The organism is Cohnella thailandensis (genome assembly GCF_014212135.1).
Lineage (GTDB): Bacteria > Bacillota > Bacilli > Paenibacillales > Paenibacillaceae > Cohnella > Cohnella thailandensis.
Genome location: NZ_JACJVQ010000030.1, coordinates 17,267 through 33,124 on the forward strand (window position 1 = coordinate 17,267; position 15,858 = coordinate 33,124).

Genomic DNA, 15,858 nt, shown 5'->3' on the forward strand with positions numbered 1-15,858 from the left:
ATAATGGTGTCTATCAAATGTTCGCCTATGTAAATTCAACTAAGAAAAGTCGTAAAAAACTCAGGCTGCCATTATTCCAATCAGCCTGTTTTTGATGCGCGCGCAAGAAAGGAGATGCGAAAATGGCGTTATTTAAAGAATTAAAGAGCAAGCTGTTTATATTTTTCACCGTCATTCTGTTTCTTAAGGGTGCGCTGGCGTGGTTCGTCGTGTTCGACAACGGTCCTTCTTGGACGACGCTGCTCACGGAGATTCCGGTCTTCTGGATCGTCTTCTGCTTCATCGAGTGGTTCGCGACGAAGAGAAAGGTCCTGTATTACATGATCGCGAACTTCCTGATTACGCTGCTCTACTTCGCGGTGCTTATGTATTACAAGTATTACGGAGTCATCGCCACCTATCACGCCCTTGGCCAAGCGGATAAAGTAACGAAGGTCGGGGAAAGCACTTATTCGTTGATGGATCCTTATTACCTGCTGATCTTCATCGATATTATCATCTTTGCCGCCTTCTTCATGTTCCGTCCGAAGAGCATCGCGAAGATGAAGGCGATGGGCATGCAGCGCACGAACCGCCGGGTCCTGCTCGGTGCCTTCATTCTGTCCGTCGCGCTCTGCATCTTCAACATCTGGCCGAACCATGCCAGCATGAACGAGACGAAGAAAGCCGAAGAGATGGGCATTCTTAATTACGAAGTGTACACGATCGTCAACGACACGACGAAGGAAGAGGAGATCATTCCGAAGGAAGAGATCACCCAGGAAGCGATTGACCGACTCAAGGGCATCTCCAAGCCGGCCAACCCGCAGTTCTACGGCGCCGACAAGGGCAAGAACCTGATCATCATCCAGATGGAATCGTTCCAGAACTTCCTGATCGGCCTTAAGATCGACGGCCAAGAGATTACGCCTAACATGAATAAACTGGCGGCGGATAATTTCCACTTCACGCAATTCTTCACGAGCGCGGGAGCGGGAACGACCTCCGACGCGGAATATACGGTCAACACTTCGCTTTACGTTCCGAAGAACGAGCCCGCTATCCAGAACTACGTCAAGAAGGCGCTGCCTAGCTTGCCGAAGCTGCTTGAAGCGAACGGATATTCGACGGCTACGTTCCATACGAACGACGTCAGCTTCTGGAACCGCACGGAGCTGTATAAGGCGATCGGCTTCCAGAAGTACTACGACAAAACCTTCTACGGCGACAATCAAGACGAACACGTGGCTTTCGGCGCCAACGACGAGGTTCTGTATTCCAAGACGATCGACGTCCTGAAGGAGATGGACAAGAGCGAGCAGCCGTTCTACTCGCACATTCTGTCCATGACGGCCCACCATCCGTTCCACCTGCCCGAGAGCATGTACAAGATGGATCTGCCGGACGAATTGGAAGGCACGCTGGTCGGCGACTACATCCGATCCCAGAACTACGCCGACTATGCTCTGGGTCAGTTCATCGACGATCTGAAATCGAGCGGCCTGTGGGATGACAGCGTCGTTCTCCTGTACGGCGACCATCAAGGAATCAGCAAGTTCTTGATCGACGATAAAGAGAAGGATTATCTCAAGAATATTCTCGGCAAGGACTACGACTATACCGAAGTGCTGAACATCCCTCTTATCATGCACGCTCCGGGAGTCACCTATCCGAGCGAGATCAAGACGACGGGAGCTCAAGTGGACATCATGCCGACGGTGGCGAACCTGCTCGGCGTCTCGATGGACAATCAAATCCACTTCGGACAGGATTTGCTGAATCAGACTTCGAACGTGCTGCCGATGAGACACTTCCTGCCGACAGGATCGTTCATCAACGACACGCAGCTGTTTATTCCGGGTATCGAATACAAGGACGGCATTCATTACTCGATCGAAGACAACAGCGAGTCGACGACCGGATCGGACGAATGGGAGTACCTTAACGCGCTGAAGCTGCTGCAGATGTCGGACAGCTTCGTGAAGCAATTGCCGGAGGCCGATCCGTCCGACGCGCCGGTGAATGCCGTGGAATTCGCGAACGACGCGGATGCCGCTAGCACCGAGGATGCCGCTAGCACCGAGGACGCCGCGAGTACCGACGATGTCGCGACTGAATCGCCTTCCGCATCGGCCGAAGCAACGCCTGCGGAATAATAAATCGCTGCAAGTAAGCTCCGGAGCCTTTGGCTTCGGAGTTTATTCGCGTTAGCAAGCCGAATGGAGATATAATGCAATCATAACGATTTTATCGCAAAGCGATAAGGAGGATACCGATGACAAGAGTGCATTGGACCGGCACCGATCTGAGCAGCAGCCCGATCGGGCTCGGGGGAGCGAACTTGGGCAGCACGATCTCGAAGCAGGAGTCGTTTCGCCTGATGGACGAATACGAGGAGCTTGGCGGCAATATGGTGGATACCGCGCAGGTGTATGCGAACTGGCTGCCCGACGCGGAGAGGAGCATCAGCGAGACGACGATCGGCGATTGGATGAAGCAGAGGGGCAATCGGGACCGCTTGCTCGTCACGACCAAAGGAGCTCACCCCCTGTTCGAATCGATGACGGTCTCGAGAATGTCCGACGGCGATCTGCGGGAAGACCTCGAGGGAAGCCTTCGCCGCCTGCAGGTCGATGTCATCGATATGTACTGGCTTCATCGCGACGACGAGAGCCGGGGCGTCGGGGAGATCGTCGAGAGAATGAACGGCTTCGTACGCGAGGGTTCGATCCGGTATTTTGGCTGTTCGAACTGGACGGCGGCCCGAATTCGCGAAGCGCAGCAATATGCCGCTCAACACGGGCTTCAAGGGTTCGTCGGCAATCAGATGATGTGGAGCCTGCCCGTCGCCGATCGCGCCGGTCTTCAGGATCCGACGCTCGTTCCGATGGACCGGGAGACGATGGAGCTTCACCGCGCCGCGGAGCTGACGGCCGTTCCGTATTCGTCCCAAGCGCAAGGCGTCTTCAGCAAGTGGGACAAGGGGACGCATGCTTGGGACGACGACAGGATCGCTCCCCAGTATCGGTCGCAGACCAACGTGGAGAGGTTCGCCAGAGCGCGGAAGCTCGCCAGGGAACTGAACGTGCCCATCGGTCAATTGGCGCTTGCTTATTTGACGAGCCAGCCTTTTCCCACCGTGCCGATAATCGGCTGCAACACGCTGGAGCAGCTTCGCGAGAGCATGCAAGCGGCCGCCCTGCGCTTGACGCCCGCTCAGCTCGATTATTTGGACAACGATCTCCAATAGACCGTTAAATTCTATTGACCGCAGGAAAAGGAAATGAGATAATGTACGCGCGTACACTAACTGAAATCCGGATTAAGAGCTTGTCCATAAGCTTGGAATGAAGACGAGGTGAGACGGTTTCCCAATGGCATCGCGCAAAGAAGTGGCCGATCTGGCCGGCGTCTCCGAAGCGACCGTATCCCGGGTGCTGAACAACGTCGGTCCTATTAAAGAAGAGACGCGCCGCAAAGTACTGGAAGCGGCCGACCGGCTTGGCTACCAGCTGAATGCGATTGCCTCCAGCTTCGCGAAGGGGAGAAGCGGGAATATCGGAGTCGTTCTGCCGCACGTTCCGAAGGTAAGGCTGTTCTCGACCTTCTATTTCTCGGAAATTCTTAGCGGCATCGGCGAGGCGGTACAGGAAGCGGGCATGGGACTTTTGCTGCTGTACCGGGAGCCCGGAGCGGAATTCGATTACCTGTCGCTTTTTCGCACGTCGAGGATCGATGCCTGCCTGGTGCTGGGAGCGACCTCCTTGCCCGAGGAAGAGCGGTCGATCTCCGCAATGGCGGACTCGGATATGCCCTTCTACGTTATCGATCAGAAATACGAGAATCCGGGAATCCCGTCCGTGCTCGCGGATCACGTGCAAGGAAGCTATCTGGCGGCGAAGCATCTTCTGGATCGCGGGCATCGGAGCATCGGCTTCCTGAACGGCTCGCCCCACTATTCGAACAGCCGGGATCGGCTGGAAGGCTACCGCCGGGCGCTCCGGGAGAGAGACATCCCGTTCGACGAGCGCCTGCTCTTCGAAGGGAATTACAGCCGGAAGAGCGGCTTCGAGGCGGCGGAAGCGATCCTTCGAGTCTTGGACCGGCTGGATGCCGTCGCCTGCTCGAACGATCGGATGGCGATCGGATTGATCCAAGGGCTCAAGGAAGCGGGGGTTCCCGTTCCCGGTCGCCTGCCGGTGATCGGGTATGACGATTCCGACGCGGCGGCGTTCGTCGATCCGCCTTTATCGACCGTTCGCGTGCCTTTTTACGAGATGGGGAAGCTGGCGGCGGAACGATTGATGCGGGAGCTGTCGCCGGCGGCGAAGGCCGGGGGATCGGAGGCCGAGGCCGGCCGAATCGAAATTCTGCCGACCTCGCTTGTCATTCGGCAATCAAGTTTAACTGCGAAGGAGAGCTAGAGACATGAGACGAGCGCTTATCGTCTGGGGCGGATGGGATGGCCATCAGCCGAAGGAAGTAGCGGAGTTATTTCGAAAGACACTGGAGAAGGAAAATTTCGAGGTCGAGGTATCGGATACGCTGGAGGCCTTCGCGGACGCGGAGAAGCTGATGGGACTCGATCTGATCGTGCCGGTCTGGACGATGGGGAAGATCGAGCAGGCTTGGGTGAACAACGTATCGGCCGCCGTTCAAGCGGGCGTCGGTCTTGCCGGCTGCCACGGGGGAATGTGCGATTCGTTCCGCGAGAACGTGGATTGGCAGTTCATGACCGGCGGACAATGGGTCGCTCATCCGGGCAACGACGGCGTGGAATACACCGTGAACATCAAGGCGGGCTCCAGCCCCCTGACCGAAGGCATCGATGATTTCGCGGTGAAGAGCGAGCAGTACTACCTTCATGTCGATCCGGCCGTCGAAGTTCTCGCGACGACTCGGTTCCCGACGGCGCCTGGCCCCCATTCGCTGAACAAGGCCGTCGATATGCCGGTCGTCTGGACGAAGCGGTGGGGCGTCGGACGGGTTTATTACAATTCGCTCGGCCATCAGGCGAACATTATCGAGATGCCGGTCGTGACCGAGCTGATGCGCCGAGGGTTCCTCTGGTGCGCAGACGGCAAGGCGGCGGCTTCCGGGTCTCAGAGCTCGGGAGCTTACACGGGCATGGCGGACAGCCAACTTTAATCGCGGGCGAGGAGAGAGGCACATGGGGAAAATTAAGGCCGGCATTATCGGTACGGGCAACATAAGCGGAATTTATCTGAAGAACGGGAGCCGCTTCGACTCCATGGAGATCGTCGCTTGCGCGGATCTGGACGTGGAACGCGCCAAGGCAAGGGCGGCCGAATACGGAATCCGGGGCTGCTCGGTGGAGGAGCTTCTGGCGTCGGACGACATCCAATTGGTCATCAACCTGACCATTCCGCAGGCGCACGCGTCCGTCTGCATTCAAGCGTTGGAAGCGGGCAAGCACGTCTACGTGGAGAAGCCGCTGTCCGTTACAAGCGAGGAAGCGCGACGGATTCTCGAGACCGCCGAGCGGAAGGGGCTAAGGGTAGGAGGCGCTCCGGATACGTTCCTCGGAGGCGGCATCCAGTCTTGCATCAAGCTGATCGACGAAGGGAAGATCGGCACCCCGATCGGGGCGACGGCGTTCATGATGAGCGGCGGCCACGAGAGCTGGCATCCCGATCCTGCGTTCTATTACCGCACGGGCGGCGGGCCGATGTTCGATATGGGGCCTTATTATTTGACCGCTCTCGTCTCGATGCTGGGGCCGATTTCCCGGGTGACCGGATCCGCGAGAATCTCCTTCCCGGAGAGAACGATTACGAGCAAGCCGAAAGCCGGGGAGAAAGTCGAAGTCGAAGTGCCGACCCATGTGGCGGGCATCCTTGATTTCGCTTCCGGACCGATCGGCACGATTCTGACCAGCTTCGATGTCAAGGGAGGCTCGACGCTCCCCTGGATCGAAGTTTACGGCAGCGAAGGCTCTCTGCTCGTGCCGGACCCGAATAACTTCGGCGGCACGATCCGGCTGCGCAAGGCCGGCGAGCGGGAGTGGACCGACATCCCGCTTACGCACGGGAGCGCGGAGAACGCCCGCGGCATCGGAGCGGCGGACATGGCCAAGGCGATCCGGGACGGCCGGCCGCACCGGGCGAACGGAGCGCTCGCCTATCATGTGCTGGAAGCCATGGAAGGCTTCCACGCCGCCTCCGGGAGCGGAACGCATTACGCGATGAAGAGCTCCTGCGAGCGCCCGGCTCCGCTTCCGGCGGGACTGAGCGATTTCGCTCTGGACTAAGAGAGAGCGTTAGCGAGACAAGAGAGAGACCGGATGGCGGCGCCATCCGGTCTTTTCTCTTGTTCCGAAGCGTCGATAAACCGATTGACGAGGACGAGGAAGATGGGATAAGTTAGGTTAATCCATGAAAACCATCTAAGGAGAATCGAAAGAATGCGCAAGTGGAAAATCGGAGGCTTGGCGCTGGCCGTTGGGTTGCTATTAAGCGGCTGCGCCGCCGGGGAGATGACGGGCAAGCCGGAGGCGGACGCCGCCGCGCTGAGCGGGAATCAGGTGGAATGGGCGTTCACCCAAGCCGACCAGCACCCGGAGCAGCAGCTGGTTTCTCTTATCGGCGAAGCGAAGGAGACGCTCGATATCGCCATCTACAGCCTGACGTACCCGGACATCGTGCAAGCGATCAAGGACGCGAAGGCGCGCGGCGTCGGCGTCCGGCTGATCACGGATAAGATCCAATCGGGAGGCAAGTCTCAGAAGGAAGCGCTCAAGCTGCTCGGAAGCGCGGGCATCCCGATGAAGATCAACAGCCATAGCGGACTCATGCATCTCAAAATGACGATCGTGGACGGGGCGGCCGCCACGACGGGTTCCTTCAACTATTCGAAATCCGCAAGCACGACGAACGACGAGATCTTCGTGATTTTCCGCAATGCCGATATCGCCCGTTCCTTCGAAGAACAATTCGATGCGATGTGGACGGACGAAGACCGCTTCGAGACGATTGCCCCAACGATCGCGATGGACGAATCGAAGGCGGAGAGCAGGGATGAAGAGCAAGAGGAAGGGGATGCCGAATCCGCGGCGCCGGCATCCTGCGCGAACCCGGAGATCAAAGGCAATATCAACTCCAAGGGAGATAAGATCTACCATGTCCCCGGAGGAGCCCAGTACGAGAGAACAAAAGCCGAGCAGATGTTCTGCACGGAGCGGGAGGCGGAGGAAGCGGGCTTCCGGAAGGCGCAGCAATAAAGGAAAAGAGACGGAGAGGCTGCGAATTTCGCGGCTTCATCCGTCTCTTGCTTTATCTCGGATTCGATAATTTCGCTATCGCAAGCATCTGGTCGGTCATATACTTGGCCGAATACCGATAATCCGAATTCACCCAATATGAGATCAGTCCGAGCATCGTATAGACGTTCTGGTTGATATAGATCTCGCGGTCGATATGAGCCGGAATCCGAGGGAAAAGCAGTTCGTACTCCTGCGTAAAAATCGAACGGATCGCCTCGAACAGCTTTTCCTGAAACCCCGGATTGGAGCCTTTCAGCAGCAAGCCGAAAGCGTCCTCGTTTTCCCCGATGTATTGAAAAATCTTGATGGCCGAGGGAGTCAGCTGCCCCAAATCGTAGCTCTCCCTATTGTTCTCGTAAGGTTCTTTAAACGCCGACAGGAAGCCTTCGATGACTTCTTGAACGAGTTCATCCAATAAATCTTCTTTATATTGATAATGCGCATAGAAGGTAGCCCGGGAATATTCGGCCCGGGAGGCGATTTCGCTAATGGTGATTGCCCTGAATTCCTTCTCCTTCAATAGATCGATCAGTGCGCTCCTTAGCGCTTTTTTGGTGCGAATGACGCCGTTATTCATTCCCCGTCGCTCCCCGCGCATAACTCGCCGTAATGTATGATTTCGCAAAGAAATTGGACATTTTTGAACCAAGTGTAAAGATCTTTACAGGGCCCGGTTTCTTGTAAATTGAAGCGTTCGGCCGCGAATTTATAATAAAAGTGTGCGATAGATTTCATTGCTAAAGGAGTCCTATTCATGAAACTTCAAGGGAAAACAGCCGTCGTCACGGGTGCCGGTTCCGGCATGGGGAAAGCCATCGCGACCCTGTACGCGCAAGAAGGCGCCAAAGTCGTCGCGGCCGACATCAATCAGGCGGGAGTCGATGCCGTCGTCGCCGAAATCAAAGCAAATGGCGGCGAGGCGACGGGCGTCGTCGTCAATGTCTCCAAGAAAGACGATGTCGAAAAGATGATTCAAACCGCCAGGGAGGCATACGGCTCTCTGGACGTTCTCGTGAACAACGCCGGGGTCATGGATAATTTCACTCGGTCGGCGACGTAACGGACGAGCTGTGGGAGCGCCTGATCGGGATCAACCTCACCGGTCCGTTCCTGGCTTGCCGCGCTGCGATCAACATCATGAAGGACCAAGCAAGTGGCGGCGTCATCGTCAACAACGCTTCCGTCGGCGGATTGTTCGGTACCCGCGGAGGAGCCGCATATATCGCGTCGAAGCACGGGCTGGTCGGGCTGACGAAGAATATCGCTTCCACTTATGGACGGGAAGGCGGCAACATTCGCTGCAACGCGATCGCTCCGGGAGGCGTCAATACCAACATTCAATCCACCATTACGGCTCCCCATCCGCTGGGCTCCGCAGCCCTGGCCGACGCGGGCCCGGGGAAATTGGCGGATCCTATGGAAATCGCGCGAGTCGCTCTGTTCCTGGCGTCCGACGATTCCAGCTTCGTCAACGGGGACGTCATCAAAGCCGATGGCGGCTGGACCGCGCGTTAATCTAAGGTTATCGAAGCCATTATATCAAAATCGAACAGGAGAATAAAAATGAGTCGACTAGCCGGCAAGGTTGCCATCATTACGGGAGCGGCAAGCGGTCAAGGCGCGGTGGAAGCGAAGCTATTCGCCAAGGAAGGGGCTCAAGTCGTTGCCACCGATATGCAAGAGGAATTGCTTCAATCCGTGGTGAATGAGATCCGTACCGAATTCGGCGACGTCGCGATCGCCGTGAAGCATAATGTCGCGGAGGAGAGCGACTGGATTCAAGTCGTTCGCCAGGCGGTCGAGAAATACGGAAAGATCGATATTCTGATCAATAACGCAGGCATAACGGGCAAAATCCTGGCATTAGCGGATATCGACGTAGAAGAATGGAACAAAGTTATGAATGTCAACGCACTCGGCAATCTTCTTGGAATCAAGCATGTCGTTCCGGAAATGAGAAAAACGGGGCAAGGCTCGATCGTGAACATCTCCTCCTTGGCCGGCATTAACGGCTTAGGGGGAATCGGGGCTTACGGCGCCTCTAAGGGGGCTACCCGAACGTTGACCAAAGGGGCGGCCCGGGATCTCGGTCCGGACCATATCCGCGTCAATTCCGTCCATCCGGGTTTTATTCAAACTCCAATGATTTCTAATTATACGGAGAACGAAGAGGTCAAGAAGCAGCTGATCTCGCAAATTCCTTTGCAGTACTTAGGGAATCCCGAAGACGTGGCTTTCGCCGCGTTATTTCTGGCCTCCGACGAATCCAGATTCATTACCGGCGAAGAGCTTATTATCGATGGCGGACAGTCGATTAAAGAATAGAAAAGAGATAGAGGAAGGGCGTCTGACGGACAGGCGCCCTTTTTGCGTTTTGCCTTTGAAATCCTTTGCAATTTGGCCCGTTTCGTAGTATCGTATCGTTAGCCTAACTATAGCTTTCGTACTAATTTTTATACAAACAAATGATTGTTCCTAGATTGTATGTTAGCTAAGTTAAACCACAACACGGCAGAAAAGCGGGTGCACTTTTTGATGAAAACATTTCTGTTGAACGGAACATGGCAAGCGACGAACGTACGCACGGGAGAAGGATATCCGGCGCAAGTACCGGGCTTCATCCAGAAGGATCTGATGGAGCAGGGCGTTCTGCCTAACGAATACGACACCCTGTTCGAACCGAAAATCGAATGGGTGGAGCACGACGCTTGGACGTACCGCCGCTCGTTCGAGCTTAGCGAAGAGCTGCTCGCCTCCGAGGCGCTCGAGATGGTGTTCGAAGGCGTCGATACGTTCGCGGAGATCGAGCTGAACGGCAAGGCAATCGGCAGCACCGAGAATATGTTCATGTCCTATCGCTTCAACGTGAAGGGCATCGCGAAGGCTCGGAACGAGCTGGTCGTCCGCATTTCTTCCCCTACCGAGACGCTGAAGGAGAAGGAGAAGGCGTTCGGCGAGGATCTGTTCCTGTGGAACGGCATTTCTCCCCGTTTGTTCGGACGCAAGGCCCAATACGGCTATGGCTGGGACTGGGGCGCCCGCGTCGCGACGGTCGGCATTCACAAGGCCGTTAAAGTCGAAGGCTACGAGCAACTGCGCGGAGAGCACCTCGGTTACCGCCTTACGAGCATTTCCCAAGACAAGGCGATCGTAAACGCGCACCACAAGATCGTTAACGTTCGCGGCACCGCCTTCGAAGCGGAAGTGACGTATACGATTTACGACGGAGAGCAAGCGGTAGCGGTCAAAAAAGAAACCGTCAGCGCGGCGCCGGGAGAGCGGGTATACGAGACTTCCCTGGAGATCGCGAACCCGAAGCGCTGGTATCCTCTCGGTCACGGCGAGGCACATCTGTACCGCCTGGTCGTCGAAGTCGCGGCGAAGGATGCTTCGTACGCTCTGGATTGCTCCGTCGGCCTTCGCGAAGTGAAGATCAAGATGCCTTACGACGAGCAAGGGCGCAAGTTCCTCATCGAAGTGAACGGCATCTCCATTCTGTGCAAAGGCGTGAACTGGATTCCGCTGAAGCTGTGGCCGAACCTAGACACCGCCGAGGAATACCGCCAGGAGATCGAAGATATCGCGGCGGCGAACATGAACATGATCCGCGTCTGGGGCGGCGGCACGTACGAGAACCACGACTTCTTCGCCGAGTGCGACCGTTTGGGCATCATGGTCTGGCAGGATTTCATGTTCGCGTGCGGCGATTACCCGGACGACGACGCGTTCTCGGAGCTCGTGCGCAAGGAAGCGGACTTCGTCCTCGACGAATTCGGGTCTCACCCAAGCATCGTGCTCTGGTGCGGCAATAACGAGAACATGTTCTTCATCGAGCGGAGCCGCAAGAAGCGCAAGCACGGCTTCGGCGAGAAGCTGTACTTCGACGTGCTGAAGGAAGTATGCCGCAAGGACACGCTGCGCCCTTATTGGCCGACGAGCCCGTACATGCTCACTTTCGACGACTCGCGCTATGAAGGCGACTATGGCGACCTGCACTCCTGGTATGTCTGGGGCCAAACCCATCCATACGAGGAGTATCGCGAAGTGAACGGGCGCTTCCTGTCCGAGTTCGGCATGCAGTCCTATCCTTCGATGAAGGTAATGGACGCCGTCGACGCGGAAGCCGACCTGCGCGATCCGAAGTTCGACGCGATGCAGAAAGCCCCGAACGGCATTCAACGCCTGTTCTACTACACCGTCGGCGATTATCGCCTGCCTGCGACGAAGGAGCAGTTCGTCTACGTGAACCAGCTTCTGCAGGCGAACGCGCTTCGCTTCGGCGTCGAGCACTGGGTATCCCGCATGCCGGACACGTCCGGCGCGCTCATCTGGCAGTGGAGCGACCTGTGGCCGTCGATCAGCTGGGCGCTCGTCGACTACGGCAAAGTGAAGAAGCCTTCGTACTACTACATGAAGAGAACGTTCCAAGCCCCGAACGTCGTGGCGAAAATCACTCCGGGGCAAGCGGAAGCGACGCTGCACCTGATCCACGACAACGGCGATTTCGAAGGCCAAGTGACGATCGAATTCTACGATCTGGCGACGGACAAGGTCGTCAAGACCGAAGAGCGCGGCGTCAAGGCGTACGGGCATCGATCGACCGAGCTGGATAAGCTGAACGTCGGCGGCTTCGACGCGGCGACGACGATCGTGTTCGTCAACCTGCTGTCGAGCGGCGGGGAACGCCTGGCCCGTCAAGCGTACACGCTCGGCAAGCCTCACCAGCTCAAGCTGAAGCCGGCTGCGCTTACCGTGACGACTAAGCCTCTCGAGAACGGCGATACGCTGATTTCGATCTCCACCGACGCGTTCGCGAAGGATGCGGGTCTGCTGAACGTTGTCGGAACGCTGTCCGACAACTACTTCGATCTTGTCGCGGGCGAGACGAGAGAGGTCGTTCTCAAAGGCAAGCTTCCGGAAGGCTTCGCGATCGAAGCTGCAAGCCTGAACGGCGTGAAGACGATCGGCTACGTGTAAGCCAAGATTTTGGTTGTGCAACGGCTTGCGCTGTATTACACTAACAACAATTGAATATTCGCGGGAGCTTGCAGAAGCAGGCTGAGAGTACGGCTGATCCGTCGTAGACCGTTTAAACCTGTTGGGTAATGCCATCGTAGGAAGAATGCGTATTTTTTGCGCGCGCTTTTAAGCGTCTTACCCTGATCTTTTTGAGGGGTAAGGCGCTTTTTTGCCATCTGGCTCGGGAAGTCGTGCTCTCATCCTTGCCGTCCCTGGATTCGAATATTCAATTCACTATGGGATAAGGAAGGCGAAAGCGATGAACATTCGGCAATTGGCAAGCAAGCTTCAAGAGGTGCGGGACCGCAATCCGCTCGTGCATAACATCACGAACGTCGTCGTCACGAACTTTACCGCGAACGGGCTGCTGGCTCTGGGAGCTTCTCCGGTCATGGCGTATGCCAAGCAGGAGGCCGCGGACATCGCCGGGATCGCCGGCGCGCTTGTCTTGAACATCGGGACGTTGAACGAGGTCGAAGTCGAAGCGATGAAGATCGCCGGGCGAGCGGCGAACGAACGCGGCGTTCCCGTCGTGCTCGATCCTGTCGGAGCGGGAGCTTCGGCATACCGGACGGAGACGGCCAGAAGCCTTCTCTCCGCGATCAGGATTTCGATCGTGCGCGGCAATGCCGCGGAGGTGGCGAACCTGATCGGACGGGATTGGGCGATTCGCGGAGTGGATGCGGGCGCGACCGGCGGAGATGTCGTCGGCTTGGCGAAGGAGGCAGCCCTTAAGCTCGGAACGGCAGTCGTCGTCTCCGGAGCGACCGACATCGTCTCGGACGGAACGAGGACGGTCGCCGTGCATGGCGGCGACGCTTTCCTGACCCGGGTGACCGGAGCGGGCTGCCTGCTTACGTCGGTCATCGGCGCCTTCGCGGCCGTCTGCGAAGATCCGGTCGAGGCTTCCGTAGCGGCGTTGGCGACGTATAGCGTGGCGGCCGAGCTGGCGGCGAGCCGGACAAGGGAGCAGGGCCCGGGCAGCTTCCAGATCGCGTTCCTGGATCGGCTGTGGAGCGTCACCGCCGGCGACGTCGAACGGCTTGGCAAGGCGGAGGAGATCGAAGGATGAGAACTCCGACCGCATTGACGATCGCAGGCTCCGATAGCGGAGGCGGCGCGGGCATTCAAGCCGATCTGAAGACGTTCCAGGAGCTTCGGGCGTTCGGCATGTCCGCGATCACGGCCGTGACCGCGCAGAATACGCTCGGCGTTAGCGGCATCTACCCGCTTCCGGCGGAAGCGGTGCGGGCCCAGATCGCGGCCATCGGAGACGATATGGGAGCGGACGCTTTAAAGACGGGAATGCTGTTCGGAGCCGATATTATCGAAGGGGTGGCGGAAGAGATTCGCCGCTTGCGGTGGACCCGGGTCGTCGTGGATCCCGTCATGATCGCCAAGGGGGGAGCCGCGCTGCTTCAGGAGCAGGCCGTTCAAGCCTTGAAGAAGCACCTTCTGCCGCTCGCCTTGGTCGTCACGCCTAACGTACCGGAGGCGGAGACGCTGACGGGCACGAAGATCGGCGGGATGGTTGCGCGGCGGGAAGCGGCAAGACGCTTGGCGGAGCACGGCGCGCGCTATGTCGTCCTTAAGGGAGGACATGACGATTCCCTGGAAGGGCGCTCCGTCGATCTGCTGTTCGACGGAAAGGACTTTCTCGAGTTCGAAGGCGTCAGGGTGTCTACCCGGCATACGCACGGAACCGGCTGCACGTTCGCGGCCGCCCTGACGGCGGAGCTTGCGAAAGGGAGCGATGTGCCGCGAGCCGTCGAGGTCGCCAAAGCGTTTATCCAAGCCGCCATCGAACAGTCGCTGGAGATCGGTCGAGGACACGGGCCGACGAACCATTGGGCATACGGCGACCGGAGGAGGGCGGCAAGATGAACGCGACGCGGAAGGAGGATGCCGTCCGTCAGGCGCTGCGTGTCTACTTTATCATGGGAAGCAGCAACGTTCCCGCGGGCATCCCGCCCGAGCTGATTCTGGCGGAGGCGATCCGCGGGGGAGCGACCCTCTTTCAATACCGGGAGAAGGGGACGGGGGGGCTCCGCGGAAAGGCGCGAACGGAGCTGGCATGGAAGCTGCGCTTGCTCTGCAGGGAGCGAGGCATTCCGTTCATCGTGAACGACGACGTGGATCTCGCTCTGGAGCTGGACGCCGACGGCGTCCATGTCGGGCAGGAGGACGAAGCCGCTTCCGCCGTGCGGACGAGGATCGGAAGCAAGCTGCTCGGCGTCTCCGCCTATCATGAAGCGGAGGCGGAAGCCGCGATTCGAGCCGGCGCGGATTACTTGGGAGTCGGGCCGATCTTCGCGACTCGCACGAAAGAGGATGCGAAATCGGCTTCCGGGGTTCAAGCGATCCGGCGGATGAGAGAGCTTGGCATCCGGCTGCCGATCGTCGGCATCGGCGGCATTACGGCGGAGAACGCGGCCGGCGTCGTGCGGGCGGGAGCCGACGGAGTGTCCGTCATCTCCGCCATCTCGTCGGCGGAGTATCCTCGCGAAGCGGCAAGGCGACTGGCAACGGCGGTGGAATCGGCTTTGGCGAATCGATAGATTCCCGGTTACGAGATGCTTGAATGCGCTACCAGTCTCGTAGAGTCCGTGATATGATGGCAAGGATAACGATTTCTTGAGATTCGACCGTACCAGGTGAGAGGAAGGGATTTCATTGGAAGAGCTTTTGTTATGGCCGGAGGGAGCGCCGCTGGCGCAAGGAACCGCTCCGGAGGATCGCCCCGCGTTGTTTCCCTATTTGCTGGAAGGCCAAGAGCGCGCGGCCGTCATCGTCTGTCCGGGCGGAGGCTACGGGATGCGGGCCGATCACGAAGGGGAGCCTATCGCCAGATGGTTGAATACGCTCGGCATCTCCGCCTTCGTGCTGCGCTATCGTGTGGCGCCTTACCAATATCCGAGCGCCCTGCTTGACGCGCAGCGCGCCATTCGAACCGTTAGGGCGAACGCGGAACGGTTCTCCGTCGATCCGAACCGCATCGGCATTCTCGGCTTCTCCGCCGGAGGCCATCTGACTTCCGCGGCCGCGACGCTCTTCAACGAAGAGCTGAACGTCGCGAAGGACGAGCTGGACGCCGCCGTATCGGCCAGGCCGGACCTCGCCATTCTCTGTTACCCGGTCGTCACGCTGCAATCCCCTTTTACGCATGAAGGCTCGCGCTCCAACCTGCTGGGGACGAATCCCGACCCCGAACGGGTCGTTTATCTCAGCAGCGAGGAGCGGGTAACCGCCGAGACGCCTCCGACGTTCCTGTGGCACACCGCGGACGACGGAGCGGTTCCGGTCGAGAACAGTCTGGCTTTCGCAGCCGCGTTAAGCCGACACAAGGTTCCGTTCGACCTTCACGTTTATCAGCACGGTCGCCACGGCTTAGGACTCGCCGATGACCAGGAGCATACGAGAGAGTGGACGGCGGCCTGCGCCTCCTGGCTCAAATTGAACGGCTTCTCGGGAAATTAATAGATTCTATTCATGCATATCTGAGGATAGCGATTCAGGACCAGGGTCCTTTATTGCTATCTTTTTTTGCATTCTCATAAACAATTGCAAACAAAAGAAAA

The 15,858-nt window shown here is 57.9% G+C and carries 13 protein-coding genes, 1 pseudogene and 1 riboswitch; of the genes and pseudogenes, 13 read left to right on the forward strand and 1 reads right to left on the reverse strand.

Annotated elements, in window-relative coordinates:
* Positions 1-122 precede the first annotated feature (122 nt).
* From H7B67_RS29095 to H7B67_RS29120, 6 genes are all read left to right on the forward strand, one after another.
* Positions 123-2,135, forward strand: a complete 2,013-nt coding sequence (locus tag H7B67_RS29095; protein ID WP_185123416.1) for an LTA synthase family protein — start codon at positions 123-125, stop codon at positions 2,133-2,135.
* A 119-nt stretch (positions 2,136-2,254) separates the two neighbouring features.
* Positions 2,255-3,229, forward strand: coding sequence for an aldo/keto reductase (locus tag H7B67_RS29100; RefSeq protein WP_185123417.1), 975 nt, complete (start codon positions 2,255-2,257; stop codon positions 3,227-3,229).
* Between the two features lie 124 nt (positions 3,230-3,353).
* Positions 3,354-4,403, forward strand: coding sequence for a LacI family DNA-binding transcriptional regulator (locus tag H7B67_RS29105; protein ID WP_185123418.1), 1,050 nt, complete (start codon positions 3,354-3,356; stop codon positions 4,401-4,403).
* A gap of 4 nt (positions 4,404-4,407) precedes the next feature.
* On the forward strand, positions 4,408-5,127 hold the full coding sequence (locus H7B67_RS29110; RefSeq protein WP_185123419.1) for a ThuA domain-containing protein: 720 nt from the start codon (positions 4,408-4,410) through the stop codon (positions 5,125-5,127).
* Positions 5,128-5,149: 22 nt separating this feature from the next.
* On the forward strand, positions 5,150-6,250 hold the full coding sequence (locus H7B67_RS29115) for a Gfo/Idh/MocA family protein (RefSeq protein WP_185123420.1): 1,101 nt from the start codon (positions 5,150-5,152) through the stop codon (positions 6,248-6,250).
* A 153-nt stretch (positions 6,251-6,403) separates the two neighbouring features.
* Positions 6,404-7,219, forward strand: a complete 816-nt coding sequence (locus H7B67_RS29120) for a phospholipase D-like domain-containing protein (protein WP_185123421.1) — start codon at positions 6,404-6,406, stop codon at positions 7,217-7,219.
* 52 nt (positions 7,220-7,271) lie between these two features.
* Here H7B67_RS29120 and H7B67_RS29125 read toward each other — a convergent pair whose 3' ends face one another.
* Positions 7,272-7,838: a TetR/AcrR family transcriptional regulator gene (locus H7B67_RS29125; protein WP_185123422.1), complete on the reverse strand. Its 567-nt coding sequence runs from the start codon at positions 7,836-7,838 to the stop codon at positions 7,272-7,274.
* 177 nt (positions 7,839-8,015) lie between these two features.
* On the opposite strand from H7B67_RS29125, the pseudogene H7B67_RS29130 reads away from it, so the two are divergent.
* The 7 genes and pseudogenes from H7B67_RS29130 (at position 8,016) to H7B67_RS29160 (ending at position 15,757) form a co-directional block, all read left to right on the forward strand.
* A pseudogene (locus H7B67_RS29130) lies at positions 8,016-8,776 on the forward strand (SDR family oxidoreductase).
* 48 nt (positions 8,777-8,824) lie between these two features.
* Complete coding sequence (locus tag H7B67_RS29135) at positions 8,825-9,586, forward strand: SDR family NAD(P)-dependent oxidoreductase (RefSeq protein ID WP_185123423.1); 762 nt, start codon at positions 8,825-8,827, stop codon at positions 9,584-9,586.
* A gap of 210 nt (positions 9,587-9,796) precedes the next feature.
* A complete protein-coding gene (locus tag H7B67_RS29140; RefSeq protein WP_185123424.1) occupies positions 9,797-12,238 on the forward strand; it encodes a glycoside hydrolase family 2 protein in 2,442 nt (813 codons plus the stop codon).
* Positions 12,239-12,288: 50 nt separating this feature from the next.
* A riboswitch (TPP riboswitch) is annotated at positions 12,289-12,398 on the forward strand.
* 141 nt (positions 12,399-12,539) lie between these two features.
* Positions 12,540-13,352, forward strand: coding sequence for a hydroxyethylthiazole kinase (gene thiM, locus H7B67_RS29145; protein ID WP_185123425.1), 813 nt, complete (start codon positions 12,540-12,542; stop codon positions 13,350-13,352).
* The gene (gene thiD, locus H7B67_RS29150) at positions 13,349-14,164 is read left to right on the forward strand and encodes a bifunctional hydroxymethylpyrimidine kinase/phosphomethylpyrimidine kinase (RefSeq protein ID WP_185123426.1); all 816 of its coding nucleotides are present in this window, start codon (positions 13,349-13,351) and stop codon (positions 14,162-14,164) included. The genes thiM and thiD overlap by 4 nt, the downstream gene beginning before the upstream one ends.
* Complete coding sequence (gene thiE / locus H7B67_RS29155; RefSeq protein ID WP_185123427.1) at positions 14,161-14,838, forward strand: thiamine phosphate synthase; 678 nt, start codon at positions 14,161-14,163, stop codon at positions 14,836-14,838. The genes thiD and thiE overlap by 4 nt, the downstream gene beginning before the upstream one ends.
* A 115-nt stretch (positions 14,839-14,953) precedes the next feature.
* Positions 14,954-15,757, forward strand: a complete 804-nt coding sequence (locus tag H7B67_RS29160) for an alpha/beta hydrolase (RefSeq protein WP_185123428.1) — start codon at positions 14,954-14,956, stop codon at positions 15,755-15,757.
* Positions 15,758-15,858: the final 101 nt, after the last annotated feature.